This window comes from Pseudobythopirellula maris, from assembly GCF_007859945.1.
GTDB classification, from domain to species: Bacteria; Planctomycetota; Planctomycetia; order Pirellulales; family Lacipirellulaceae; genus Pseudobythopirellula; species Pseudobythopirellula maris.
Map to the genome: position 1 here is coordinate 976,636 of NZ_SJPQ01000002.1, position 26,904 is coordinate 1,003,539.

21 protein-coding genes and 2 tRNA genes are annotated in these 26,904 nt (G+C 67.3%); 14 read left to right on the top strand and 9 right to left on the bottom strand.

The genetic code is table 11. The features are described from left to right. Positions 1-6: 6 nt before the first annotated feature. The 5 genes from Mal64_RS11635 to cutA form a co-directional block, all read right to left on the bottom strand. Entirely contained in the window at positions 7-3,249 is a 3,243-nt protein-coding gene (locus Mal64_RS11635; RefSeq protein ID WP_146400287.1) for a TAT-variant-translocated molybdopterin oxidoreductase, read from the bottom strand. Between the two features lie 80 nt (positions 3,250-3,329). Continuing rightward, positions 3,330-3,971 carry a cytochrome c3 family protein gene (locus tag Mal64_RS11640; RefSeq protein ID WP_231993686.1) on the bottom strand — a complete coding sequence of 214 codons (642 nt, stop codon included), beginning with the start codon at positions 3,969-3,971 and terminating at the stop codon, positions 3,330-3,332. 439 nt (positions 3,972-4,410) lie between these two features. Next, entirely contained in the window at positions 4,411-4,968 is a 558-nt protein-coding gene (locus tag Mal64_RS11645) for a response regulator transcription factor (RefSeq protein WP_146400291.1), read from the bottom strand. Positions 4,969-5,081: 113 nt separating this feature from the next. After that, entirely contained in the window at positions 5,082-6,470 is a 1,389-nt protein-coding gene (locus Mal64_RS11650) for an ATP-binding protein (protein ID WP_146400292.1), read from the bottom strand. A gap of 87 nt (positions 6,471-6,557) precedes the next feature. Continuing rightward, positions 6,558-6,881, bottom strand: coding sequence for a divalent-cation tolerance protein CutA (gene cutA / locus Mal64_RS11655; RefSeq protein WP_146400294.1), 324 nt, complete (start codon positions 6,879-6,881; stop codon positions 6,558-6,560). A gap of 216 nt (positions 6,882-7,097) precedes the next feature. On the opposite strand from cutA, the gene Mal64_RS11660 reads away from it, so the two are divergent. Continuing rightward, positions 7,098-8,345: a glycosyltransferase gene (locus Mal64_RS11660; protein WP_146400296.1), complete on the top strand. Its 1,248-nt coding sequence runs from the start codon at positions 7,098-7,100 to the stop codon at positions 8,343-8,345. A 261-nt stretch (positions 8,346-8,606) separates the two neighbouring features. On the opposite strand, the gene Mal64_RS11665 is transcribed toward Mal64_RS11660, so the two are convergent. After that, positions 8,607-9,515 (bottom strand): TIGR03009 domain-containing protein, encoded by a 909-nt coding sequence (locus Mal64_RS11665; RefSeq protein WP_146400298.1) that lies wholly within the window; start codon positions 9,513-9,515, stop codon positions 8,607-8,609. A gap of 349 nt (positions 9,516-9,864) precedes the next feature. On the opposite strand from Mal64_RS11665, the gene Mal64_RS11670 reads away from it, so the two are divergent. Further along, positions 9,865-11,511, top strand: coding sequence for a hypothetical protein (locus Mal64_RS11670; RefSeq protein WP_146400300.1), 1,647 nt, complete (start codon positions 9,865-9,867; stop codon positions 11,509-11,511). Positions 11,512-11,539: 28 nt separating this feature from the next. On the opposite strand, the gene Mal64_RS11675 is transcribed toward Mal64_RS11670, so the two are convergent. Further along, positions 11,540-12,361 (bottom strand): ExeA family protein, encoded by an 822-nt coding sequence (locus Mal64_RS11675; protein ID WP_197525684.1) that lies wholly within the window; start codon positions 12,359-12,361, stop codon positions 11,540-11,542. Positions 12,362-12,571: 210 nt separating this feature from the next. Between Mal64_RS11675 and Mal64_RS11680 the strand changes: the two genes are divergently transcribed. The 7 genes from Mal64_RS11680 (at position 12,572) to Mal64_RS19825 (ending at position 20,196) form a co-directional block, all read left to right on the top strand. After that, on the top strand, positions 12,572-13,285 hold the full coding sequence (locus Mal64_RS11680; RefSeq protein ID WP_146400304.1) for a 16S rRNA (uracil(1498)-N(3))-methyltransferase: 714 nt from the start codon (positions 12,572-12,574) through the stop codon (positions 13,283-13,285). 288 nt (positions 13,286-13,573) lie between these two features. Beyond that, the gene (locus Mal64_RS11685) at positions 13,574-17,536 is read left to right on the top strand and encodes a sigma-70 family RNA polymerase sigma factor (protein WP_146400306.1); all 3,963 of its coding nucleotides are present in this window, start codon (positions 13,574-13,576) and stop codon (positions 17,534-17,536) included. A gap of 131 nt (positions 17,537-17,667) precedes the next feature. Beyond that, positions 17,668-17,910, top strand: a complete 243-nt coding sequence (locus Mal64_RS11690; RefSeq protein ID WP_146400308.1) for a type II toxin-antitoxin system PrlF family antitoxin — start codon at positions 17,668-17,670, stop codon at positions 17,908-17,910. Then, on the top strand, positions 17,907-18,314 hold the full coding sequence (locus Mal64_RS11695) for a PIN domain-containing protein (protein WP_146400310.1): 408 nt from the start codon (positions 17,907-17,909) through the stop codon (positions 18,312-18,314). The genes Mal64_RS11690 and Mal64_RS11695 overlap by 4 nt, the downstream gene beginning before the upstream one ends. A 307-nt stretch (positions 18,315-18,621) precedes the next feature. Further along, on the top strand, positions 18,622-18,864 hold the full coding sequence (locus Mal64_RS11700; protein WP_146400312.1) for an FmdB family zinc ribbon protein: 243 nt from the start codon (positions 18,622-18,624) through the stop codon (positions 18,862-18,864). Between the two features lie 365 nt (positions 18,865-19,229). Next, entirely contained in the window at positions 19,230-20,069 is an 840-nt protein-coding gene (locus tag Mal64_RS11705) for a hypothetical protein (RefSeq protein WP_146400314.1), read from the top strand. Then, positions 20,041-20,196 carry a hypothetical protein gene (locus Mal64_RS19825; RefSeq protein WP_197525685.1) on the top strand — a complete coding sequence of 52 codons (156 nt, stop codon included), beginning with the start codon at positions 20,041-20,043 and terminating at the stop codon, positions 20,194-20,196. Before Mal64_RS11705 ends, Mal64_RS19825 begins: the two co-directional genes overlap by 29 nt. A gap of 532 nt (positions 20,197-20,728) precedes the next feature. Here Mal64_RS19825 and Mal64_RS11710 read toward each other — a convergent pair. Next, positions 20,729-20,812, bottom strand: a tRNA-Leu gene (locus tag Mal64_RS11710). 86 nt (positions 20,813-20,898) lie between these two features. Continuing rightward, entirely contained in the window at positions 20,899-21,054 is a 156-nt protein-coding gene (locus Mal64_RS19830; RefSeq protein ID WP_197525686.1) for a hypothetical protein, read from the bottom strand. On the opposite strand from Mal64_RS19830, the gene Mal64_RS11715 reads away from it, so the two are divergent. The 5 genes from Mal64_RS11715 (at position 21,028) to Mal64_RS11740 (ending at position 26,854) form a co-directional block, all read left to right on the top strand. Continuing rightward, positions 21,028-21,100 (top strand) — tRNA-Gly (locus tag Mal64_RS11715). The genes Mal64_RS19830 and Mal64_RS11715 overlap by 27 nt on opposite strands. A gap of 400 nt (positions 21,101-21,500) precedes the next feature. Further along, positions 21,501-23,030 (top strand): trigger factor, encoded by a 1,530-nt coding sequence (gene tig, locus Mal64_RS11725; protein ID WP_146400318.1) that lies wholly within the window; start codon positions 21,501-21,503, stop codon positions 23,028-23,030. Between the two features lie 97 nt (positions 23,031-23,127). After that, a complete protein-coding gene (locus Mal64_RS11730; RefSeq protein ID WP_146400875.1) occupies positions 23,128-23,757 on the top strand; it encodes a ClpP family protease in 630 nt (209 codons plus the stop codon). 138 nt (positions 23,758-23,895) lie between these two features. Next, positions 23,896-24,486 (top strand): ATP-dependent Clp protease proteolytic subunit, encoded by a 591-nt coding sequence (locus tag Mal64_RS11735; protein WP_146400320.1) that lies wholly within the window; start codon positions 23,896-23,898, stop codon positions 24,484-24,486. Positions 24,487-24,844: 358 nt separating this feature from the next. Then, positions 24,845-26,854, top strand: a complete 2,010-nt coding sequence (locus Mal64_RS11740) for a trypsin-like serine protease (protein ID WP_197525687.1) — start codon at positions 24,845-24,847, stop codon at positions 26,852-26,854. The last annotated feature ends 50 nt before the right edge of the window (positions 26,855-26,904 follow it).

The window sequence follows — 26,904 nt, forward strand, 5'->3', positions numbered from 1 at the left end:
CGAAAATCAGGTGTGGGCGGCTTCTTCCATCGCCTCTTCGTGCTCTTCGTTGTGCGCGTCGTGACCGCCGTGGCTGTGGTCTTCGTGCTGCTCGGGGCGGGCCAGCCGCGGGTGCGGGTTGCGGATCTTCGCCAGGAAGTTGGTCCGTGGCTTGGTCATCAGCTCCGTGAGGATGCCGTACGCACGGGGGTTGGCGTGGGCCTTGGCCACCCGGCTCTCGGGGTCGTTCAGGTCGCCGAAGTCGATCGCCCGCGTGGCGCACGCCTGCTGGCAGGCGGCCTGGATCTCGCCGTCGCGGATCGGCCGGGCCTCGTTCTTCGCCGCGATCCTCGCGGCCGAGATCCGCTGCGTGCAGTAAGTGCACTTCTCCATCACGCCGCGGCTGCGGACCGTCACCTCGGGGTTGATCACGAGCTTCATCAGCTCGTTGTTGGCCTCGTACAGCTCCTTGGTGTAACGGAAGTAGTTGAACTTCCGCACCTTGTAGGGGCAGTTGTTGCCGCAGTACCGCGTGCCGATGCAGCGGTTGTAGGCCATGTCATTGAGGCCCTCGTCGCTGTGCGTGGTGGCCGCCACGGGGCAGACCTGCTCGCACGGCGCCGTCTCGCACTGCTGGCAGGCCACGGGCTGGTGCGCGACCTCCGGATTGACGAAGTTCGCCGGGTCGGTCGCGTCCTCTGTGTTGGCCACGCCCTTGAAGTAGCGGTCGATGCGGATCCAGTGCATCTCGCGGCCGCGCGAGACTTGGTCCTTGCCGACGACCGGGATGTTGTTCTCCGCCTGACAAGCGACCACACACGCGTTGCAGCCGATGCACTTGTTCAGGTCGATCGCCATGCCCCAGGCGTGGCCGTCGTAGCTGGGGAGCTGCCACAGCGGCTCGGTCGGCTCGGCGTGCTCGCCGTGGCCGATCACCACGTCGTGCGACATGCGCGGGGCGAAGTCGTTGTGCTCCTCGTAGTACTCTTGCGACGCCCCGCGAACCAGCACGCCGGTGCGATCGCCGATCGCCTCCATGCCCATCTGGTCGATCGTGTGGTGATCTTGCGTGGTGGCGAGCAGATAAGGCTTGCCGGTCGGCTGCGTGGCGACACCCGTCGTGAACCAACCACCGGCGCCCGAGCGGAGCGGGTAGGCGTCGACGCCCACCGGGTCGGCCGGAACGGGCAACCACAGGGCCAAGATGCCGTTGGCGTACTTGCCGCGCTCCGCCTTGCCGCGGGCGTCGAGCAAACCGCCGACGCGTCCGGCGGCCGTGCGTCCGTAACCAAGAGCCAAGCCGATCGAGCCGGCCGCTTGGCCCGGCAAGATGTAAACCGGGGCGTTGACAGCCGTCTCACCGACGGTGAGTCGCACGAGCTCGCCCTGCTTCAGACCGAGGTCGTTGGCCGTGGCGGGCGACACGATCGCGGCGTTGTCCCAGGTGAGCTTCGTGAGGAAGTCGGGCGCCTCCTGCATCCAGCCGTTGTTAGCCAGGCGGCCGTCGTACGTCGAGCTGCTGGGGGTAAACACCAGTTCCAAGGCGCCTTCGGCCGGCGCCTCGGGGGCGGGGAAGTCCGACCCGGTGAGCGACAGGTTCACGAGCTCCGGCTGGAAGTCGCCGGCCAAGCCGTCGTGCAGCAGCTTCGCCCAGACGTCGTCGTCCATTCCGGAAACGGCTTCGGCGATCGTGTCCTTGACGAGCCGCTCGGTGTTGGGCGCCGTGTCGCCGGCGAGCTTGGCCAGCAGGCCGAGCTTCGACAGGCCGCCCAACAGCGGTTCGATCATCGGCTGCGTCACGCCTACGGCGCCGTCCCAACCGATCACATCGCCCCACTGCTCCAGCGGGTGGGTCTCGGGCAACGCCCATTCGCACAGCCGCGCGGTCTCGTCCTCGTACAGGCCGAGCCGCACCGAGTGGGCCGCCTTGCCGATAGCCTCGGCAAAAGCGACATCGCCCGGGGCGTCGTAGGCCGGGTTGCCATCAAGGATGAACAAAGTGTCGACGTCGCCAGCGTTGAGCGAACGGGTCAGATCGGCGAGCGAGCCAATCTCGGCCTCGGGGGCCGGCTCAGAGGTGTAGAGCACCGTGGCACCGACGGCGTCGACAATGGAATTGATCTCGTGGGCGATGGCGTGAACCTCGGCCGGCTGGCCGGGACCGACGGCCACCAACGCGGCGCCGGCGTTCTTCGCCAGGTCGCCAGCGAGCACGTCGACAAACTGCTCGACGGTCGGCTGGCCCTCGATCTTCTCGTCGGTCACGAGGCTGGGGTCGGCCTGCAACTGCTTCACGCGGTCGCGGAGCATCGCGAGCACGCCGCCGATCGCCGAACTCTTGACCGGCAAGCGGTGGTCGGCCGTGGCGCCGGTCGTCGAGAACTGGCTCTCGACCGAGTAGAGGCGGTTCATCACGCCGTCCGGGTCGCGGCCCTCGGCGTAGTCGCGGGCCGCGCGGAGCGAGTCGGGCGCCAGGCCCAACAGGTCGCAATCGAACGTGGCGATCACCTTGGCGTCGGCCAAGCGGTAGTGCGTGCGGAGCCGCTCGCCGAGCGCAAGCTCGGCGCCCGCCAGCTCGTTCTCACGCGAGAGCGGTGTGTGCTCGTAGAAACGAGCCGAGGGGTACTGCCGCGCAAGCCGGTCGACCGCCGCGAAGAGCGATCGCGACTCGAGCGGCGGGAACAGCACCGCCAGGCCGGCGCCGCCTGCAAACGCCTCGCGGCGTCCGGCGAGGAAGGCCTCGAAGTCAGACCATTCTTTGGAGAAGCCCTTGCCGCCCTCACGCTTGTAAACGCCGGACAAACGGTCGGGGTCGTAAAGCGAAAGCGTGCAGGCCTGGCTGTAAGCGTCGGCGGCGCCGCGGCTCGCCGGGTGCTCGGGGTTGCCCTCGATCTTGATCGGCCGGCCGTCGACCTTCGTCACGAGCAGGTGCTTCGGCTCGCCCGCCCACGAGATATTGGTCGCGTAGTGCTCGCTGGCGCCCGGCACGTAGCCCTCGGGGCGCTCGGCGAACGGCACGATCTTTTCCGTCTCCCAGCGGCAACCGGCGGCGCCGGCGAGCGCGAACGAGGCGCCCATCAGCTGCATCCAGCGGCGGCGCGAAACGCCCGCCGGGAACTCCGAAGCCGCGACCGGGAACTCACGCGCCAGGAACTCCTGGAACTGCGGAGTGTTGTCCAGCTCGTCGAGGCTCCGCCAGTAGCGGCTGGGTCCGCCCGAGCTGGGCTGCGTGCGTTTCGGCGGGGCGTCGGTGATGGGGAGGTTTTTCATCGGCCGTTGAGGCGGGTCGTAGGACTCAAGTGAACGCTGGGGCGGCGAGGCGACGCGACGGTCGCCCGCGGCGGTTGTCTTTAGCGGTGACAGGTCGAGCAGTTCGTGCTCGGGTCGATGCCGTGCTCGTCGATCAGCCGCTGGCCGATGACCGCGGGGTCTTCATCCGGCACCCAGTCGAGCTTGGTGATGAACTCTTGCGGGCGGATGTGCGGCGCCGGGTTGCGATGGCAATCGAGGCACCAGCTCATCGAGAGCGGCTCGTGCTGGTAAACGGTCTCCATCCGATCGATCCGGCCGTGGCACGAGACGCAGCTCACGCCGCTGTTCACGTGCACCGAGTGATTGAAGTACACGTAATCGGCCAGGTCGTGGATCTTCTCCCACTCGATCGGCTCGCCGGTCGCTTGGCTGTGGTAGACCGGCTGCAGCTTCACGCTGTTGACGTGAACGGCCGTCTTGATCGGCGTGCCGTCGGGGTTCTTCAGGCCGTTGTGGCAGTTGTTGCAGGTGCTGGTCGAGGGAATCGCGGCGTAGGCCGCCTTGTCGACCGTGCTGTGGCAATAGCGACAGTCGATCTTCATCTCGCCGGCGTGCAGCTTGTGGCTGAACGGCACGGGCTGCTCCGGCTGATAACCGGTGTACATCACCTTGGGCATCGTGCCGTAGAACAGCACAGCGCCGGCGTATGCCCCTCCGCCGGCCAAGCCAGCGAGCAGCATCAAAGTGAATTTGTTAACCCAAGGTGGGAATAGAAATCGGTCCACGTTCAAGCAGCCTGTGGGCGCCGTGAGATCGGTTGGTCAGCGGGAGCTTGATCAGCCCCCATCGGTCAGCACTTTCGAGCCTCTAACTCGCGTCCGGAACCCCCCGGTCGCCAGCAACGCCGCCAGTGTGGGCAACGCTGCGTGCAAACGACACATCGGCCGGCCCGCAAGAATGCAGAATCGTAACCCCCTTTTCGATGGAATACAGCGCGTGAAAAAGGGTCACACCCCATCGGGGGGGTCGATATTAAGTTATTCCATGCGTAGGGTTTACGGCTTGCTTGCCGGCCCAAATAACGCAAACAGCCTGATCGGCGCCAGCAGACCCACCCAGCCTACGGGAGGCCACACGTAGCCCCTTCTAAGACCCCCTCCGCTAGGGGGATTACGTGGTTTACGGCGCCAGCTTTTTCAGCTTGCGCTGGAGGGTCCGCCGGGGGATTCCGAGCTGCTCGGCCGCTCGGGTGATGTTGCCGTCGTTGTCCGCCAACGCTTGCTGGATGTGATTCCACTCCGCCTCGGCGAGGCTGGGAGCATGGATGTCGCTCGCTGGCGGCGCCTCCGGGGCGGCGGCTTCGACGGGCGCCCCGCGCTTCAAAGCGGCGAGCACCTGGTCGGCGTCGGCCGGCTTGGTCACGTAGTTCGCTGCCCCCGCCTGCACGGCCTCGACCGCGTTGGCGATACTGCCATAGCCGGTGAGGATCACGATCTCGGTGTGGGGCGAGAGTCGTTTGATCTCTTTAAGCAGGTCGATGCCGTTCATTCCGGGCATCTTGAGATCGAGCACGGCCATGTCCGGGGCCGATTCGCGGACCAAGGCCAACGCCTCGTCGGCGCCGGCGGCCGCACGCACCTGGAGCCCCCGCGCCGCGAGCGCCCGCGACATCCGCTCACGCAGGAACTCGTCGTCGTCCACGAGCAGCAACGAGTTTTGCGACGGAGAGGATGACATCGCTCAGAGTCCGTTAGAGATAAGACCGTAAGGAACGGGCCGCCAGGGTTCTTGCTGGGTCGAGCCGACAATCTAACCGAAAGCTAGCGCGAGAGAACACCGCGCCGGACCGATCACTCGCCGGCCGCCTTGGGAGCCGCTTGCTCGCCGTCGCGGGGCTTGGCCGCCTCCTGAGGGAGCACAATCGTCGCGGCGGTCCCGCCTTCGGGGGGGGCCTCCAACCGCAACGATCCCCCCAGGCGCTCCACCACGCTTGTGGCCAAGAACAACCCCAGGCCCATACCGCTGCCGGGGGCCTTGGTCGTAAAAAACGGCTCTCCTGCCCGGGCGAGCACATCGGCCGGCATGCCGGGGCCGCTGTCGCGGACGACCAGACGGAGCGTGTCGGCCAGCCGGTCGGCGACGATCCGGACCGGCCCCTCCGAAGCGTCCAAGGCGTTTTGCACCACGCCGCGTAGCGCTTGAGCCAGGCCGGTTTTCGACGCCACGATCGTCACGCCATCGCACTCCTCGAGGCCCTCGACCACCACCCGGTCGCGCTCGGGCAGCTCGGCGAGGATCGCCTCGACCAGCTCGGCGGCGCCGAGTCGCTCGGGGGCGCCGCCGGTCGGCAGGCCCGACCGGGTCGACATGCGGTCGAGGATCGTTCGGCAGCGGTCGAGCTCGCTGCGCACCAAACGCAGGTCCTCGAGCACGTGCGGCGCCGCGCCCGCGGCCTCCAGCTCGCGGTGCGCCTCGGTCGCCACGACGGCGATCGTCGAAAGCGGCGTGGCGAGCTCGTGGGCGGCGCCGGCCGCCAGCGTGCCGAGCGCTTCGAGCTTCTCGCTGCGGGCGCGCTGCGCCTCGGCCTGGCGGCGCAGCCGGTCGGCGTCGCGCAGCTCGTGCGTCAATTGCGTGGTGAAGCTGACGATCACGGTCGAGCAGGCGGCGAACGCCACGAGCATCCCCACCGTGGCGAGCGGGGCGTGATCGAGCAGCCGCAGCGGCAGCAGCCGCTCGGGGTCTTGCAGGATTGGGAGCGACACATGCGTGCAGCTGAGCCAGCCGACCGCCAGGATCGCCAACGCGTTGAGCGCCCACGCCCAAACGGGCGACAGCACGATGCCCGACAGCGCGACATTCACGAAGTAGAAGATCACGAACGGGTTGGTCGGCCCGCCGGTGATCGCCAGCATGGCCGTGAGCACCAGCAGGTCGAGCAGCATCAGGCCCCCCATCACGCCGCGCCAAACAGGGGCGGTGGGCGCGGCGCCGGCGTCGCGTCGGTTCGAGCGGAGCCACATCCAGAACAGGGCGTTGCTCACGAGCGTGACGCCCACGAGCACGTAGAGCGGCAGGACGGGCGCCGGCACGTCGAGCACCAGCACCGCCGCGGCGATCGTGAGCAGCTGCCCCACGGCCGCCACCCAGCGGAGCTTGGCGAACCACTCGGCGTTGATCGCCAGCCGCTCGGCGGCCGTGCCGTGCAAGGCGTCGGGCGGCTTGATGCTGAACGTGTACATGGCGGGGCGATGCAGCGGGGGTTCGTGGTGATCGGGGCAGCGCCGTTATAGCCGACACGCCCCCCGGTTCGCAGAGCACGCTCCGCTTCACCCTTCGACCGACGCCAGCTCGCGGCGCAGCCACGCCCCGTACGCATCGCTCACACGCACGATCTCCGTGGCGATCAGTTCCGGCACGTCGTAAGGGTGCAGCCGCGAAACAACCTCCTGGATCGCCCCCCAGTGGTCGTCGCTCGACTTGGCCGTGCAGAGCCACTCCTCGGTGATCTCGATCGCCCCGTCCCAGTGGTAGCTGCTCGTCGCCGGGCCGGTGATCTGCACACAAGCGGCGAGCCGTTTGTCGACCAGCTCCGCGGCGATCCGTTCGGCGATCGCACGGTCGCCGGTCGTGGTGGTGACTTCGAGCAGCATGAAGAGTCGGCGTGGGCAAAGGTTCTGTGGCTAGTCCTTTCTCAATCTACCAAAGGGGCCGCCAACCAGCGCCCCTCGCACAGCCCGCACAACCCTCGCAACACGCGCCGCCATGGCGCCGCCAGAAACGCGGTCGCCGCACGGGGCCCGCTGCGGGGTGAGCTAGGTTTGCCAAGAGCGCCACCCCCTCGATTCCTTCACCTCAGCAGTCGCCGGATGCCCACTCCCGACGCCCTCAACGCCGCGTCGTTCGCCGCAGCGCCGGTTGCTTTCGTCCCGCCCACGACAGCGGCGTCGGCCGAGCATCCCAACGCGTCCCCGGCGGCGCCGCCCGAGCAAACGCTCAGCGTGCTGCACGTTGTCAACGGCGAGCACTACGCAGGCGCCGAACGCGTGCAAGACCTGCTGGCTCTCGGCCTCCCCCAACAGGGCTGCGGCGTGGCTTTCGCCAGCCTCGTGCGCGGGCGGTTTGGCGACTGCCGCCGGTCGACCGACACGCCGCTCCACGAGCTGACGATGCGCGGCAAGGCCGACCTGCGGGTGGTGCGCCAAGTGGCCCGCCTGGCGAAGCAAGGCGGACACGACTTGCTGCACGCTCACACGCCGCGTTCGGCGATGGTCGCCGCGCTGGCCGCCCGCATGACCGGCTTGCCTTGGGTTTATCACGTCCACAGCCCGACGAGCCGCGACTCGACCCATCGGCTCACCAACTGGGTGAACGACCGCGTGGAGCGCTGGGCGGTGCGCAGCGCCGCGAGGCTGATCACCGTCTCGCCAACGCTCACCGACCACATGGTCGCCAGCGGCGCGCCGCGTGAGAAAATCCGCTGCGTGCTCAACGGCGTGCCGGCCGTCGACGCGCGGCCGCGGCACGACCCGCTCGGCCCGTGGGTCCTGGGGATGGTCGCCCTGTTCCGCCCGCGCAAGGGCGCCGAGGTGCTGCTCGACGCGCTGGCCGACGTGCGCGCGGACGGGCACGACGTCGCGCTGCGGGCGATCGGAGGCTTCGAGACGCCCGACTACGGCGAGCATCTCATCGACCACATGCAGGCGCTCGGCCTCACCGACGCCGTGCGTTGGACCGGCTTCACGACCGACCCGCTGGCCGAGCTCGCGAAGGTCGACGCCCTGGTGCTGCCGAGCCTGTTCGGCGAGGGGCTGCCGATGGTGGTCTTGGAGGCGATGGCGGCCGGGTTGCCCGTGATCGCCACCCGCTGCGAGGGAACCGTCGAGGCGGTCGCCGAAGGCCAGACCGGCCTGCTCGTCGAGCCGGGCGACCGCGAGGGCTTGTCCGCGGCGATCACCGAGCTCGTGACCGACCGGCTCGATTACCCGGCGATGAGCCGCCGGTCGATCACCCGCCACGCCGAACGCTTCAGCGACACGGCGATGGCGCGGAACGTGGCGGAGGTCTACCGCGAGGCGCTCGGGGAGTCGTGTCTAGCAGCGGGCGCTGAATCCTAATCCCCTCCACCACAGCGGAAGGGGCTTCTCCCTGCACCACGTCGCCATTGCCGCACACGCATGTTGCCGGAGCCGCGCACGCAGTAAGCGGAGTGCGCTGCAGACCGAAACGTGCTATTCGCAGCCTGAGTGCGCTGCAAACCTCTCCGCTTACTGCGTGCGCGGCTCAGAACCACTCGCTAGCTGCGCGGGAGTTATCATTCGCGCGGAGGATGCCTGGGTCGCGCTAGCTATTGTGCAACGCAATCGTCCAACCGCGCATCAGCGCGGCGCCGTCTGCGGCTGAGCCGCTTGTGCGGCGGGCTGTTGGTCGACGATCCGCGTCCAGCCGTACGGCGTGCGCGGCGATTGGAACAGCGAGTTCCAGATCTGCGTCACCCGGCTATTGACCGAGGCGTCGGCCAGCTTGAACGTGTAAACCGTGCGGCTGCCGTCGGGCATGTGAACCTGCATCGCCACGGGCAACATCTTCTGGCGGTCGAGCATCAGCTCCACCGCGCGGTAGTTGGCCGCGTCGCGCTGGAAGCGCGGCATCGCGTGCAGCCGGATCTGGTTCTCGGGGCTGCGGGGGTCGATCCTGAGCCAGTAACGCGCCTTGAGCTTGGCCGCCTCGGCGCCAAACAGAAACGGCAGCGGGCCGTCGACGATGCTCTTGCCCTGCATCTCGGGCGGGATCGGCCGCTCGACGAGTTGCTTCTGCTGTGTCTTGTACTCGTAGATCGACTTGCCGTCGCAAACCCAGTGCTCGCCGATCGCGACCGAGTCTTCGACATGCGTTTTCTGCGTGGGGTCCCAACGCCTCACCTTCTGGATCTCGAAGCTCCCCTTGTCGGGCTGCTGGTAGCTGAGCCGGCCGTCGTCCACCGTGTTGGGGGTCTCCTGCCCCGGGCCGAAGACCGGGTCGTACACCAGCCGCTCGAACGGGCACTGGAACGTATTGATCTGACCGCTCTGCTTCTCCCAAGCGTCGAGCACTTGGTCGAGGTGCGCCTGGGCGATCGCATCGAGCTTGAAGCCCGCCGGGGCGGCCGGGGCGACGCTCACCGCCGGCGGTCCGGCGGGTCGCTGCGGCTCGGTCGCGGGCGCGTACGGCGCTTGCCCCTGTGCGGGGAGTACCACGCCGAGCGCGAGGCAAAGGTTCAAACCGATGAGTGTGCGGGCCGAGGGCATCCTTGTCCTCTGTGTTCGCGAATTGAAGGCGCGAGCTCGTTGGGTCTCGCTGGGCCAAGCATGATACCAGCAACGCCCGGGGGGCCCTATGCCGGATCGAGATGGACAAATGGGAGGCGGATGGAGCGGATCGTCGCGGATTCCGCCGGCAGCTTGAGGGGATCGGGAAGAGTCTCCTGGCGACTAGCGTTATGGATCCGCGTCGATCCGCTTAATCCGCGTTGATCCGCGTCCCAATCTTCCCGGAGCCCCACAGAATCGGTTGCCGTTCGTTGCTGGAATCGCCATATTGGCGATCGACGGATGTTCACATACTCGAAGGACCGCTAGCACTCGCCGCAAGATGCCCATGCCCGCCGCCGACCCCCGCCAACCGACACCCGAGCCGAGCCTGTTCCCCGGCGACGAGCCCCCGGAGGGCCCGATGGACGGACCCAACGACGACGACACGACGCTCGACGACGGCTCGTTCGACGGCGCCATGGTGCTCAACCTGTTGGTGCGCGACCACGACACGGCCGCCGCGCTCGGCGAGCGCCGCGAGGGCCGCGACCGCAACGACTTCGCGCTCGACGCCCTGCGGATCGGTGTGCTGGCTCTCAGGCACGCCGGCGGCCGGGTCGACGCCGACCTGGTGAAGAACGCCGGCGCCGAGCTGCTTGCCAGCTTGCAGCAGGCGCTCGAGGGGCACGCCAAGACCGCCCAGCAGCAGACCGCCACGGTGCTCAAGGAGTACTTCGACCCGCAGAGCGGCCGGCTCAGCGAGCGCGTGCAGCGTCTGGTGGCCGACGACGGCGAGCTGGCGCAGCTGCTCCGCTCGCACCTCGACGGCGAGGCCTCGCCGCTCGCCCGCACCCTGGGCGCCGCCCTCGGGGCCGAGAGCCCGCTGATGAAGCGGCTCGACCCGCAGCAGTCGACCGGCCTGGTCTCGTCGCTGCAGAAGACCGTCGACTGCGAGCTCGCCAAGCAGCGCGACCGCATGCTCAGCGAGTTCTCGCTCGACAACGCCGAGGGCGCCCTCTCTCGGCTGGTGCGTGAGCTGACCGGCAAGCACGGCGACTTGTCCAAAGACCTGCAGGGCAAGATCGACGAGGTGATCAAGGAGTTCTCCTTGGACAAGGAAGACTCGGCGCTCAACAAGCTGGTGCGCAACGTCAACGACGCCCAGCGGACGATCAGTAACGAGTTCTCGCTCGACAACGACGCCTCGGCCCTGTCGCGCGTGAAGCGCGAGCTCACCACGATCCTCGAGGCGCACGTCAAGACGAACGCCGAGTTCCAGGAGGAGGTGAAGGTCACGCTCGCCAAGCTGTCGCAGAAACGCGCCTCGGCCGCCGCGAGCCCCGAGCACGGCAACGACTTCGAGGAAGCCGCCGTGGCGTTCTTGCTCAACGAGGCGCAGCGTCGCGGCGACCTGTGCGAGGCGACCGGCGCCACGACGGGCGCGATCCGCAACCGCAAGGTGGGCGACGCGGTCTGGCGGCTCGGGCCCGACAGCCCGGCGTCGGGGGCCCAGGTGGTGTTCGAGGCCAAGGACGCCGCCGGCTACAGCGAACGCAGCGCGCTCGACGAGCTAGAGATGGCCCGCAAGAACCGCCGCGCCGACTTCGGCGTGTTCGTCTTCGCCAAGCAGAACGCCCCCGAGGGGACGCGCCCCTTGGCCCGCTACCGCAACGACGTGATCGTGGTGTGGGACGCCGAGGACCCGGCGACCGACCCCTACCTGCTAGCCGCATTGGAGATCGCCCGGGCGTGCGTGATCGAGTTCGCCCGCGGCCGTGACCACGAGGAGGTCGACATCGAGGGGATCGAAAAGGCGATCAACGAGATCGAGAAACGCGCCGCCAACCTCGACGACATCTCGAAGTGGACCACCACGATCCAGTCGTCGAGCGAGAAGATCATGGAGCGCGTCCGCAAGGACCAGCTGGCGCTCGGCCGGCAGGTCGAGGTGCTACGCAAGAAGACCGCCGCACTGGGCGAGAGCAAGGCGTGATCGCCAAACGCTGTAAGGGCGCCCTGATTCAGGCCCCCGCCGCCTGGGCGGTGGGTGACCAGCGGATCTCGTTGAACACCCGCGCCATCACCTCCGGCGTCACGCTCGCGGCCCGCGCGCTGGCGCCGGCCAAGAGGGCGTAGTCCGCCAGCCGCGCCACGTGCCGCGGCTTGCCCTCGGCGAGCAGGTGCAGCCGCCTCAGCGCCGCGTCGGTGAAGACCGGCTCGTAGCGGCCCGCCTCGACCAGTTGCGTTTGCACCCAGCCGACCGTGTCCTCCTCGGTCCAGGCGGGCAGGTCGACCCGCAGGTCCACCAAGTGCAGCAACAGCTCGTTGAGCCGCGACAGCGCCGCGGGGCGCAGCGCCACGACGATCGTCCAGCGCGCCTCGGCGGTCTCCTCCAGCCGGGCGAGCCGCGCCAGCATCCGCTCGCCGTCGGGGCCGAGCTGGTCGGCGTCGTCGACCAAGAGCAGCGTCGAACGCCGCTGCCAGCGGTTCTCGGCCAGGCGGTCTTCCACCCGGCGGAACAGGCGGGCCGCGTCGTCGGCGCCATCGGCGCCGGCGCCCAGGCCCGTCGCCAATCGCCACAGCAGCTCGCGCGGCGAGAGCCCCAGGCCGTCGACGCGGACCGCCTCGACCCCTTGGTCGCGTTGCTCGCGCTCGATCGCCGCCAGGGCGACCGACTTGCCCACGCCGCACTCGCCGACCACGGCGCCCAGGCGGCGACGCTGCTGCACGAGGTAATCGACCCGCGCGGCCGCCTCGTCGAGCGGCTGGCTCGGGTAGGGCTCGTCGACGCCCGGCGTGGTGGAGAAGGGCGAGGCCTCGAGGCCCCAGTGCTGAAGGTACATGCGTGTCGCCTGACGGTTCGGTTCGCGGCGCCAGCCCTGCGCAGGACGGGCCCTCTTCGTCATAATCGGCGCCAACCGAACCCGACTTCACTCGCTGGCGCCGCTGGCGCCCACATTGGTGGGCAACATCGATGTGGGGACGGTGAAAAATTCCAGCGCGCCGGGCGGCATTCGCAGCCAACACGACTTTCAATCCCAACCGGGCCTGCTTTGGGCGACCGCTTCTTTATCGACGAGCCGATCACCGGCGCCGAGGCTCTGCTCAGCGGGCCCGAGGCGCACCACGCGCTGCACGTGATGCGTCTGAAAGCTGGCGACGGCGTCACGCTGTTCGACGGCTCGGGCGCCGAGTTCTCGGCCGAGGTGACAGCCGTCTCGCGGCGCGACGTGTCGCTCACGATCACGGGCCGCCAAGAAATCGACCGCGAGTCGCCGGTGCGGCTCACGCTCGGCGTCGCGCTCCCCAAGGGCGACCGCCAGAAGGTGCTCGTCGAGAAGCTCGTCGAGCTCGGCGCCGCGCGGCTGGTTCCTCTCACGACCGAGCGCAGCGTTGCGCTGCCCAAGGGTTCGGCGATCGAGAAACTGCGACGGCTGGTCATCGAAGCCTCGAAGCAGTGCGGGCGCAACCGGCTGATGGAGATCGCCGAGCCGGTGGCGCTCGGCGCTTTCCTCGACGAATCGGCCGACGCCGAGCGGCTCTTCGCCCACCCGCCTGAAGAGGCCCACGCGGAACGGGGGGGAGCGCCGTGGCCCGCGACCCAACGAGTCGTCGCGATGGTAGGCCCCGAAGGCGGTTTCTCCGACGCCGAAGCGGCCGCCGCCGTTGAGGCCGGCTGGCGGCCGGTGACGCTCGGCGAACGGATCTTGCGCATCGAAACCGCCGCGCTCGCCTTGGCGGCCCGCTGCTGCGGAATCCCCCTGTAGGGACCGCCCACTGTGGCGGTCCGAGCCCCGGCAGGCGAGCGCGCCCCTGGCTGCCCTGACAGGTGAACCGGTACCCGGGGCCGGATCGCCACAGAGGGCGATCCCTACAGGGAATGGCTTCACCTGTTGCGGTTCCAATCGAGAATGTGTGTATCAAACGCCGCACCAAATCCATGATTCACAGCTTTTTTGCGGTTCGGGGGGCGATTCGGGCACACTAAGGGGGTAGAGACGCGTCTTATCCCCGCTGAAAGATTCACCGCCGCCTAAGCTTGAGAGCCGCCGCCGATGGCACCCATCGCCCGCACCACGCGACCAGTCCACGGCCACCCGCCCGCCTGCGGCGCCGAGCCGGCGGGGCCGCCGCCCATCGCCGCCAGCGACGGCGAGTTGCTCGGCCTGTTCGTCCGCCGCGGCGACGAGAGCGCCTTTGCGATGATCGTCGACCGCCACTCGGGCCTCGTCTGGCGCGTCTGCCGCGAGGTGCTCATCTGCCCGGCCGACGCCGAAGACGCCTTCCAGGCGACGTTCCTGTTCCTGGCGAAGTACGCCCGCAACGTGCGGGCGAGCGACTCGGCCGCCGGCTGGCTGTTCCGCGTCGCCAAACGGACGGCCGTGGCCGCCAAGCAGCGGGCGCGGCTGCGTCGCGAGCAGGGGCTCGTCAGCGAGCCACTCGGCGAGGCGGAGGAGGCGTTCCCCGATCTCGTGCGGCGCCAGGGCGTCGCGGTGCTGCTCGAGGAGCTCGACAAGCTGCCCGAAAAATACCGCACGCCGATCGTGCTGCGCTACCTCGAGGGACGCAGCCGCCGCGCGATCGCCGATCAAACCGACACGACCATCGCCACGGTCCAAGGACGATTGGCCCGCGGCAAGCGGCTGCTGCGGATGCGGCTCGTGCGGCGGGGCGTTTCGCTCTCGGCCGTGATGGCGGCGGTCGGCTTCTCCGCCAACCGCGCCAACGCCGCACCGCCCGCCACGGTGGTGGCCGCCGCCACAACCGACGCGGTGGCGCTCGCCACGGGCGGCTCGCTGGCCGCCTCGGCGGCCGTGCTTTCCCTTTATCACCACGGAGTCCGCGCGATGTTCATTGCTTCGACCGTCAAGCCTAGCGCCTACGCCACGGCCGCCGTGGCCGCGCTGGCGCTGCTGTTAGCCGCGCCCCCCTCGGGCGCAGCGGGGCCGGGCGTCGCCGGGCCACAAGGACTGGTGCTCAGCGCGGCAGTCGCCGCCGAGGCGCCGGCCGACGAGAACGCGGCGTCCACGGTGCAACTGGCGGCGGCGCCCGTCGTTGTCTCCATTAGCGACACGGTGGCTGTTGAGTCGGGCACGTTGGACGTATCTCAGTCGCAGGGCGGCAGAGGGACCCTGTCGGTGAAGAACGGGACACTCGTCGTATTCGGCGAGAAAGACGAGACGCCGACCACTGAAAACACGACATCAACGCTCCTCGCCGCGGGCCCCGGTTCAGAGGGCAGCGATGAACATCTCGGCATGCAGGTCGAGGTCGTAGCGGCGCCCGGCGATGCGGTGGTCACCCAGCTCTTCGAAGCCAAAGATGTCTTGGGCGATATCCCCCTGGAGGATCTTGCCGCTTCGGTCCAGACCATTGTAGGCGCCGAGGAGGGGGAGCCAGAAACAATGGTCGAGGTCCGGCCGTTCGCCGAGGAGGGCACGTTGGTCGTCTCTGCGTCTAGGGCGGATCAGGCACGCGTGAACACGCTGCTTAATTTGCTGCGGAGGCAAAAAGCGGCGGCGATCGTTGACGCCTTCACCGAGATCGAGAAACGCGAGCAGATCGAGGTGGCGAAGAATCAGGCCGTGCAGTCCGAGGCCCAACCCGACTCGAAGACGCAGGGATTCAACGAGTCCTACGCCGCCGGTCCGTTCAACAATCCCCAGCTGCAAGGGACGAACCCAACTCCGCGGCGTCGCCCTGATCCCGGGAATCAACTTATCGTTTCTCAACAGCCTGCCCCCAACTGGAATCAACCCGCCGCTCAGCCGCAGCCTGCACGAAACGACCTCGACGCGTCCAAGTCCCCCTTCCCCATCGACGGTCCTTACGACCAAAGCAAAGACTCGCACGTGCGGCAGCTCCAGACTTTGCTCAACCGTGTGCTGAAGCCCTCGCCTAACCTAGCGGTCGACGGCGATTTCGGCCCGCTCTCGGAAGCCGCGCTGAAGCGGTTTCAGTTTGCGCGAGGGTTGAATCCGACGGGCGTGGTCGACGACAAGACGAGCGTGGAACTCGTGGCTGCCCTCGCAACACCTGCGACTACGCAATCTAAGGCCTTCACTCCCCCCATCCCCCCTCAGAGCCCTCGGTCCGAGTGGCGCACCACAGGTGGGGCCTGGGCCAACGGCCCGTTCGACCACGGCAACGCGTCGCACGTGCGTAGCCTCCAATCGCTGCTCAACCGCGAGCTCGATCCCTCGCACGGCCTGGCGGTCGACGGCGACTTCGGCCCGAAGAGCGAGGCGGCGCTCAAGGCGTTCCAGCGGCAGCGGGGCGTCAAACCGACGGGCATCGTCGACGACGCCACGTTCACCGCGCTGTTTGATACAGGGGGCCTCTTCGAACCCGCCGGCGCCGACGGGGCCCAGCCAGCCCAATCGCCGACACCACAACCACTTGCCAACGAAGTGCAAGGGGCGCTGATCCCCGGGCCCATGGCGCCGACCGCTCCCGCCGCCACACCGCTCGCCCCGGGCGACAATCTCGACCTGTCGGTTTGGAGCCCCGCCAACCCCAACAATATGATTGTTGGCAAATTCGGGATCGGGCACAAAGGCGAATTCAATTTTGCCGCATTCTTCGCTAAGGACAATCCAGAGAGTCTCACCAGCCGGTTAGGCGTGCTCCCCGGGATCGCCGGGATGAGCCTAGCCGAGGCGCAGCAGGCGATCCTTGCCCGCGTGCGCAAGGTGACCGGCGACCCCGAGGTGCGCGTGCGGGTGATGCACGACCGGTTTGGCGTGGCGGGGGGCGAGGGCCCCACCGCGGCCGACAGCGCAGCCGCAGGCGTGCAGGCCACAGAACAGAACCAGCAAGCCGCCTCGCCCTACGAGCGACCGAGCACGGTGATGGGCCTGTACACGCCACCCGCCGCTCCGACACTCGCTCCGGGCGACCGTATCTCGTTCCAGATGCGCAAGCAGAGCGACCACTCGATCCTCCTGAGCGGCAGCCTCCCCGTCTCGCCCGAAGGGACCATCGATTTGGGCAAAGCATTCGGAAAGCTGGCCGTGGCGGAGCTGTCCCTTGAAGAGGCGGGCGAGCGGTTCCGTGAGCACTTCGAGGCGTCTCTGTCGGAGACGCCCGTCGAGGTCCGCCTGCAACGCGACACGACGACGAGCATCGGCGGCGGCCAGCAAAACTCGCTCGGCCTGCTCTCCGGCCCGCTCGTCAGCGGTCCGTCCCCGGCGGCTTCGCCGCCAGAGAAGATGCTGCTCGTCCGCCAGAAGGAGATTCTCCAAGAGAAACTCCGTGAGCTCGAGCAACTCAACGGGCCCAACAACAACTACCCCTACGCCAACCTCGCCACCCCCAACAACCCCAACAACTCGGTTGGGGGAGCAGGGGGATACGTACCAGGGGGATACGGACTTGATAGAAAGAGTCCCGTCTACATCGCCCAGCAAAAATTGCGCGAGGCGATCCGCAAGATCGACCACCGCCTAGCGGAGCTGATCATTGAGGAGGCCCGCGCCGCGCTGGGCGGTGGTAAAGATTTGGACTTGCCAGACGCCCCCGCCGAGCCGGCGTCCTCCGATAGCGGGTCGACGCCCGAACGGGAACCGAGTCGTGGCCTTAGCGCAGACGATCCCGAAACGATCACCTTCCGCCGCAAGCCGATGGTCGCCCAATACTATTGGAATCAAGTCCATGCTGAACGTGGGTGGGCCGTCGAGGCGTCTCTGAATATAGGCGACAAGGCCCCGGTCCCCGTAGACCCGCGAAAGAAGTACCGACCGTTGCTGGTGCTCACCGGCGGCGACAGGAACGAGCTGCGGTTCGAAGTCGAGGACCCCCTGGCCGAGGGCGAGCCGCTGCGCTTCACGGCGCCACACCAGCGGGCGGAGGAGATCCGGTTGCGAGGCCAAATCATTGAGGTCTTTTACGGCGGCTACAACACGCTCGACAAAAGCGACGGGACCTCGGCCGCTCGTGTGCTGATCCAGCCAGCGCCTGAGAAGAATCCTCAACCAGCTGTCGGGACAGCCGAAGGGGCGCAAGCCACGCCCGACTAAATCGACGCGAGCGAGATCGTGGCATCGGACGGCTGAAATGAAGTCAATTCAGCCGATTTGCCCTGGCGCCGACCGCGGGGTACAATGCAATTGCAGAAACAATGCATTGCTAATCCCCAAGGAGCGGCCCTGTGCTGCGCTCCACGCTCACCGACCGTTGGCAGACGACCATCCCCGCCGCCGTGCGCAAAGCGCTCGGCCTGAAGCCGCGGCAGCGGCTCGTCTACGAGCTGCGCGACGGCGGCGTGCTCATCCGGCCCGAGAGCGAGACGCTCTTGGACCTGGAGGGGTCGCTCCGCTCCGACACGCCCCCCGCGACCAAAGCGCAGGAGCGGGCCGCGGCCCGGGCGGCCCGGGCCGGGCGGCACACGTGAAGCGGTACCTGCTCGACACGAACGTGCTGCTGCGGTTCCTGCTGGCCGACCACCCCCGCCTGACGCCTAAAGCGCGGCGGCTCTTCGAGCGGGCCCAGGCGGGCGAGTGCCGGCTCGTGCTCACCGATGTCGCGCTGGCCGAGGCGGTGTGGGTGCTCGAGTCGCACTACCGCGTGGGACGTAAAGCAATCACCGAGACGCTCGGCTCACTCATCGGCAAGCCGGGAGTCGCCTGCCCCCACCAGGCGGTGCTGACCGACGCCCTGCAACGCTACGGCGAGAAGAAGTGCGACTTCTACGACTGCTACTTGGCCGCCATGGCGGCCGATTCCGGTGACGCGGTCGCGTCGTTCGACCGCGACTTGCGCAAATTCGACGACGTTGAACTTTGGGACGGAACGTAGCTTGTGGGACAGAAAATAGCGTCGTTCAGCAAAATCAGCCGCAACGCGTTAGCGGGCCACTTTATTGTGCTAACGAAGCCGCTAGCACGCGTTCCCAAATTAAAATGCGGGTTGCCACCAGGATTCCCCTCCTTCTCTTTAGGAGGTGAATCAACGGCTGCAACAATGGAATCGGGATTCGACTTCCCCCCGCGTCTGATTGGCGGGGCGCGGAGGCAAATGCCTGGCCGTTTTGTGTTCGAGCTCGGTACAATCCGGGGGTCTGTTTCGCCGCCTTTCCACCCCTCCCTCGATTCGCCCCCCCGCCATGCCCCTCTACGAATACCTCTGCCGCGACTGCGAGCGGCAATCCGAGCTGTTGGTGAGTTCTGACGGAACGGTCGACGGCGGCCAGCAGCCCGCCTGCCCCGAGTGCGGCGGTCAGAAGCTGATGAAGCTGCTCAGCGTGCCCGCGGCCCCCGCCGCTTCGGGCGCCGAAGGCGGCCCGGGTCCCCAGTCGGGCGGCGGACACGGGTGCGGATCGGGCTGCGGTTGCTTCCCTGGGAGCTGAATTTGGGCGCGCCCCGCTGCGTCTGACCGCAGCTGAGCGTTTCAGCGGCGGCCCTAGGCCCGCCAGGCGTCACAATCGGCCCCAAGCCGTTGCCGCCTCTTATCTTACGCAGGCTCCGTAAATTGACATCGTTTTTGGGGCCTGTTTATACTGCGTAGACGCCCCGCAGCCGGTCGAGTCGGCAGCGGTCCCCACCTTGGGCCGGTTCCTCTCGGGATCGACGCTGTCGGGGCGCAGGAACGAGAACACCCCCCAGCGTGTCCGAAGCAGCGCGACCTAGGCCCACCTCCGCCCCGTAAAGCGGGGAAGGAAGAACCGCCTAAGCCGCCCGCTGGGACCACCCTTCGACAGGGAATGAAAGCACGATGAACTTCATCGGTCGTATTTTTATCGTCGTCTTCATGCTCATGAGCGCCATGTTCATGGTCTTGGCCTTGGCCGTGTACGGCACGCACAAAGACTGGCGCAGCAAGGCCGAAACGGCCCAGCAGCAGTTGAGCGAGGCCAACACCAAGTTCAACACGCTGCGGTCGAATTACGACCGGCTGGAGAGCGAGCTCAGCGCCGAGGTCGAGGCGGCCGTGCAGCAGGTTCGCAAGCTCGAGAACGAGCGGCTCGCCTTGATCGATCGCAACAACAACGCCCAGGCCCGCCTGGAGCAGCTGATTGGCGATCAGCGCCAGTCGGTCGCTGCCGTCGAGGCGACGCAGCTCAACAACGAGCGCCTCGCCGACGAGGTGAGCACGCTCCGCGACGACATCCGCGGCAACGAGACCGCCCGCGACCTGATGTTCGCCGCCGCTCTCGAGGCGACCGAAGAGCTGCAAACACTCAACAACAACCTGGAAGTCGCCGTCGAGAGGAACCGCGATCTCGTGTCAGACGCCGGTCGGATGACCAGCGTGATGCGTGAGAACGGCCTGAATCCGGCCACCCCCGCCGACGACATCACGCCGAAGGTCGACGGCTTCGTCAGCAAGACGCAGCGTCGCGGCGGCGTGCAGCTGGTGGAGATCAGCATCGGATCGGACGACGGCATCCGCAAAGGACACACCGTCGAGGTGTTCAACGGCTCGAAGTACAAGGGCCGCATCGAGATTCTCACGGTCGCCCCCGACCGCGCCGTCGGCCGGGTCGACGTGCGTTACCAGCAAGGCCCCATCGAGGTTAAGGACCGTGTCGCAACCCGTATCAAGCTCAGCTAAATCGCCCCGCGGCGTCATCGTCCAGAAGCCGAAGACCACGGTCTACACCGTGATGATCGTGCTGTCGGCGTTGATGATGGCCTTAGGCTGCCTGTTCCTGTACCTGGAATGGGTCCGCTACGAGTGAGCGGCCACACGGCCGCCGCTTAGGCGGCGCTGCCTCATAGGCAGCGAGCGAAACAACAATTCAGGCGGTGTAGAAGACGCAAGAAAAGGGCGTGGCCTCCAAAGCCACGCCCTTTTCTTGCGCGCTCGGTAAGTGTTCTTGCGAGTTCGGCAAGCGGAACAGCAGGACGAACCGCCCCATGCTGGGGCAAGCCGGGCAACCCGTGGGAGGCGTCTCCGACGCCGATGAAGCGCTGCCAGCATGAAGCGGCTGGCGTCGCGTTATCGGCGTCGGAGACGCGGCTCACAACCGAGCGTTCTGCCGAATGACCACGGTCCCCCCCCGGGGCGCCATCTAGGCGGCGGGGCGGCGCAAGAAAAAAGGCGTGGCCTGGGCCACGCCTTGGTTCGCGGCTCGGGAAACCCCGATCGCGAAGTCGTTTCTCGTAAGCGACCCTTGATAGAAGCCGCCACGAAATCCCGAGAGCAGTCCCTCAAGGGAACGCCACGAAACCCTGCGAGCGGCCCCCTAAGGGGGACGCTACGATACTCAGTGGGCCCGACTGGAGTCGAACCAGCACGCCCTTGCGGGCACATGCCCCTCAAGCATGCGCGTCTGCCAATTCCGCCACGAGCCCACAAAACAACCGATACTGGGGGAAATTGCCTTGGCAGAAGGCTCCCGATCGGCCGATCCTAGAGTCTATCCCACGGGTGGGAGACGTCAAGCGGCGCCCTGCATCTTGGGAATCGCTTCCTGGGGCTTGATGACGCCGGCAGGAAACCTATAATACCGAATCGCCCGGCAGCACCGGGGGCCGACCGTAGTTGGCCCCGTGTCGCCGACCAGCGTGCGGCTGTAGCTCAGTTGGTAGAGCATCACGTTGCCAACGTGATTGTCGTCGGTTCGAATCCGATCAGCCGCTCTTGCCCCCGTGGCAGCCCCTTCCCACGACGGAAAACCGCCGTGGGAAGGCCAAACGAAACCCCGGCGGCGTCCACCCTCAAGCCCGGGCCCGACAGGACCACACGGATCACGCTCGATCCCGACCGGTTCAACCATCGGGCGCGGGCTGATGTTTTTTACGCTTCCCAGCTCCGAGCTAGGCCGCCCACAGTTCTTCCGCCCCGCGCCTTCCGCTCAACGGGCGTTTCGCCGATAACTGTTGCTCCGGATCGGCGCCCCGATTCCCAGGCGATCTGACGCCGGGCCGCCCCGCCCGATCGAATCCGCCTCGGCAAAAACACAACCACCGCGACAAGCCGCCCAACGGCGTCGTCGCCTCCCGAATCAATTCCCTCCGACCACGCACAAGGTTCCACGCCATGGCGCCGCCCGAAACCGACGAACTGCCGACCGACGCCCTCCCGCCCGAGGCCGACGGGGACGACGCCCCCGAGTCGCTCAACCTCGAGGTCGAGGTCGCGAGCCCCGGCGCTTGCGAGCGCCGCGTGACCGTGACGATCTCGCGTGACGACATCGAACGCTACTTCGACAACGCCTACAGCGACCTGATGCCGAGCGCCTCGGTGCCCGGCTTCCGCGCCGGCCGCGCCCCGCGCAAGCTCGTCGAGCAGAAGTTCAAGGACGAGGTCGCCGACCAGGTGAAGGGCTCGCTGCTGATGGACAGCCTCTCGCAGATCAGCGAGGAGCAGTCGTTCGCCGCGATCAGCGAGCCGGACCTCGACCTCTCGGCCGTCGAGATCCCCGACGACGGCCCGCTCACGTTCGAGTTCTCGATCGAGGTCCGTCCCGACTTCGACCTGCCGAAGTGGAAGGGGCTCGAGATCGCCCGTCCCACGCGTGAGTACTCCGACGCGGACATCGACGCCCAAGTCGAGAAGATGCTGTCGCGCTACGGCCAGCTCACCCCGCACGACGGCCCGGCGGCTGCGGGCGACTACATCACGGCCAATGTCACCTGCCGCGCCGGCGGCAAGGTCGTCGCCGAGGACGAGGAGCGGCTCATCCGCGTCCGCGAGACGCTCAGCTTCTCCGACAGCCGCATCGAGGGCTTCGTCGCCCTGGCCGAGGGCAAGAAGGCCGGCGACGTGATCACCACGACCGCCACCCTCACGCAAGACGCCCCCAACGAGGCGCAGCGCGGCCAAGAGGTCGAGGTCGAGCTGAAAGTCCTCGAGGTCAAGAAGCTCAAGCTGCCCGAGCTGACCGAGGAGTTCCTCGACGAGATCGGCGACTTCAAGAGCGAAGAAGACTTCCGCACCGCGGTGCGGCAGAACCTCGAGCGTCAGCTCGAGTACGCCCAGCAGCAGAAGGCCCGCGAGCAAATCACTTCCCTGCTCACCGAGTCCGCCGACTGGGACCTGCCCCAGGGGCTGCTCAAGCGGCAGAGCTCGCGCGAGCTCGAGCGGGCCGTCATGGAGCTGCGTCGCAGCGGCTTCAGCGAGGCCGAGATCCGCGCCCGCGAGAACGACTTGCGCCAGAACAGCGCGGCGTCGACCGCTTCGGCCCTGAAGGAGCACTTCATCCTCGAGCGGATCGCCGAGGAAGAAAGCCTCGACGTCGAAGAGGGCGATTACGACAAGGAGATCTTCCTGATCTCGATGCAGAGCGGCGAGTCGCCCCGCCGCGTCCGGGCCCAGCTCGAGAAGCGGGGGTTGATGGACGTGCTGCGGAACCAGATCATCGAGCGTAAGGTCATGGAGCTGGTCCAATCCGAGGCCAAGTTCCAAGACGAGCCGTTCGACCAAGCCGAGGCGGACGTCGAGGCGATCTCGTTCTTCGCCGGCGGCGGCGAGGGAGACATCCCCCAAGCGACCGAAGAGGCCGAGGCCGCCGCACGGGCCGAGGAAGCCAAGAAGCCTGTGAACGTGAGCGGATCGGGCAAGCAGTAAACCGTCCAGCTACGCCCGAGCAGCGTGTCCCGAGATGCGGGGCGACAGACTCGGCCGTTTTATAAGGAGATAACTTATGGGCGATCATTTCGCTCCCATGGATGGGCCGCTGGCGGCCGCCGGTTACACGTCGCCCCGCGCCGCGCGCGACTACCAGCGTCAGCGTCAGATGACGCTCGGCGACCTGCTCCTGGAGAACCGCGTGATCTTCCTGCAGGGGGAGATCTACGACGGCAACGCCAACGAGCTCGTGATGAAGCTCCTCTACCTGCAGAGCGAGCACCGCCGCAAGGACATCCACTTCTACATCAACTCGCCCGGCGGCAGCGTCACCTCGACGCTGGCGATCTACGACACGATGCAGATGATCTCCTGCCCCGTGGCCACGTACTGCGTCGGCCTGGCGGCCTCGGGCGGCAGCGTCCTCTTGGCCGGCGGCGAGAAGGGCAAACGCTTCGCCCTGAAGCACTCGAAGGTCATGATCCACCAGCCGCACGGCGGCGTCGGCGGCCAGGTCTCCGACATCGAGATCCAGGCCAACGAGATCATCAAGACCCGCGAGACGCTCAACGGCATCCTCGCCGGCCACACCGGCAAGACGACCGACGAGATCCTCAAGGCGTGCGACCGCGACTACTACCTGACCGCCGAGGAAGCGAAGGACTTCGGCATCGTCGACGACATCTTGATCAAGCCGCCGGGCTCTGAGGAAGACAACGACGACTGAGGAACGCCGAAACACGGATGACGGGCCCGTCGCCCGAGCGACGTTCTCACCGCCATTCCGAATTCGTCCTTCCCCATTCCCCAACGCACGTCACGCTCACCCAGCCATTCCGGACGGAACCAAGAACGGACTCCCCTCATGCCCCTCATTCCTTACGTTGTTGAAAAGAGCGGCCGCGAAGAGCGGGCGATGGACATCTACAGCCGGTTGCTCGTGGATCGCATCGTGATCCTCGGCTCCGGCATCAACGACGAGGTGGCGAACAACATCGTCGCCCAGATGCTGTACCTGCAGTCGGACGACGCGAAGAGCGACATCCACCTGTACATCAACTCGCCCGGCGGCAGCGTCACGGCCGGCATGGCGATCTACGACACGATGCAGTTCGTCACCTGCGACGTGTCGACCTACTGCCTCGGCCAGTGCGCCAGCATGGGCGCCGTGCTCTTGGCCGCCGGCGCCGCGGGCAAACGCCACGCCCTGCCCAACAGCCGCATCATGATCCACCAGCCGCTCGCCGGCATGGAGGGCACGGCCGAGGACATCCTGATCCACGCCACCGAGTACAAGAAGACCAAGGACAAGCTCAACGGCATCCTGGCCAAGCACACCGGCCAGACGCTCGAGCAGCTGCAGCAAGACACCGACCGCGACAACTTCATGTCCGCCGAAGAGGCGCTCGAGTACAAGATGGTCGACAAGATCATCGAGCACATGCCGGGCAAGTGAGCGTTTCACTGCTCTGGGAAACATCAAAAACCCCGACCAAGTTTGGTCGGGGTTTTTTTGTGGGCCGAGGCCCAAATCCGACGTCCCGTCGGCACTACCCCCTGGCGGGGATCTCTAGCCCCCCTCGCTGCGGGAAATATCGTTTTTATTCGCTTCTGACAGACATATCAGCGACGAAGGTCGTCCGCCCCAAATATACTGCCCCCACGGACGCGCGCGTCCGTGCCGGTCTGCGATCGCATCCGGAAGACGCATTTCGTCGCTGCGTCCAGCAAGCACGGCGCCTAACAGTCTCCTCTCCTCGCAACGACTCGCTTGACGCCGCGTCTTGCTAAGGGCCAACGAACGGGCAGCTACTGTGAACAATCTCAATCGACGCGACTCGAGCCGTGCGCGCGTGCGCCTCAACGGCCCCGCTCTGAATCCGTTCCGCTTGGCGACTCTTGGAATATTCGTTTTGCTGGCGTCGGCGAGCGCGATCGTGCCGGGCGAGGCGTGGGGCGTTGTCACCTCGGACGGCGACGGGACCCACGTCGTAGCACCCGGCGTGCCGGCCTTCGGCCTGAACCTCGATGGCGTGGTGCGGGTTCAGTCGGATTTCGTTGGTTCGGGCGTGTTGATCGACGACACCCATATCCTCACCGCCGCTCATGTCTTTGCCGGCGGCATTGGCTTCAACCACACGTCCTTTATCGACGCCACGATTCAGTTCGACTTGCCCAGCGGGCGGGTCACCGTGCCGGTCTCGGGCTACGCGAACCACCCCGGCTACGATCTGATAAACTCCATCGACGACCTCACCGTGCTCGAATTGGCCTCGCCCGCCCCGGCCGCGGCGCCGCGCTACGGCCTGTACACCGGCGCCGATGAGATCGGCAAGACGGTCATCGCGGCGGGCTACGGGGAGACCGGCCATGGGCCGACCGGCGGCACGCACACAGACGGCGCCAAACGGGCCGGGCTGAATCGCTACGAGGCGACCGGCGAGCAACTCGCCGCATTGTTCCACCCAATAGCTCCCCGGACCCTCGCCTTCGACTTCGACAGCGGCCAAGCCGCCAACGACTTTAGCGCCCAGATCGGCGCCGCCGATCTGGGCTTCGGCGCCGACGAGATCGGCCTCGGCGGCGGCGACTCGGGCGGCCCCTCTTTCATCCAGGACACACTCGGTGAGTACCGGGTCGCCGGCGTCAACGTGCTCATCTACCACCCGCCGGGCACGCCCTCGACCGACGTTGATTCCCCCGCGCTGACCAATGGCAGCTGGGGCGAGATGGCGGTCAGCACGCGGGTCTCCTCGTACCTGCCGTTCATCAACGCCGCCCAGGGCGGCGACGTCACCCGTATCCGACGCCTCGACGACGGGCTGAGCCACGTCGAGTCCGGCGCGGGCGGCAAGTCGGTGTTCCGTGTCGAGAACGCCTCGGGGGGGGCGCCGACCTCGCTCGAGCTGGCGCCGGGCGCCGTGGCCGACAGCGGCAGGTGGACGCCGGGAGTCGAAGTCAGCGGCTCGTCGCTCGTGCAACTCACCGGCGGGTCGGTCCAAGGCTACACCGGGGTCCAGCTCACCGGCCACGGGCGCCTGGAAGTCTCGGCCGGATCGATCATCTCTCGGCCGGATCCCCTTCCTGGAATCAACGACCGTAGCTTCGGCGTCCGGGCCAGCGACGACACGACAGTCGACATAACCGGCGGCGACATGAGCGGCGACGTATCGGGGCTTAGCGCCATCGACAGAGCCCAAGTCCTGATCACCGATGGCGCCTTCAGCGGCGTCGTGAACGGCGCGCTGTCCTCCGGAAACGCCGAGGTCCGCATCGATGGCGGCAGCTTCACCAGCGACGAGGACGCCTTCAAGGCGGGCGGCTCGTCCGCCGTCGAAGTCCACGGCGGTTTATTCGACGGGGCCTTCGGCTTCCTGGCGACCGACCTGGCGGATGTCGAGATCTTCGACGGGGAGTTCAACGGCCTCGACGACGGCTTCGACGCGGGCGGCGAAAGTCTCTCCACGATCCACGGCGGGTCGTTCACCGGCGACGACTTCAACGGGCTGTTCGCCTTCGAGCAGGCGTCGGTCGACATCTTTGGCGGGGAGTTTTTTGGCGCCGCTGCGGACATCGAAGTCATCGACTCGGCGTTCGTGCGCATTATTGGCTCCCACTTCAGCCAGCCGCTCGGCCTGCTCACGCCCGAGTCCGGCATGCTCTCCGGCCGTTACTTCGACGGCACGCCGTTCGAATTCAGCTTCTCTCGGAGCGACATGGGGGCGATCCTGCTGGTTCCCGAACCGAGCAGCTTGGCCGCCCTCGTCATGGCTGGCGCTTGCCTGATCGCTCGCGGCCGTAAACCATCGCCTCGGGCAGGCTGAGGCGGGCCGCGTGCGCTGGCTACCGGAGTTGCCGGCGCGCCGCAACGTAT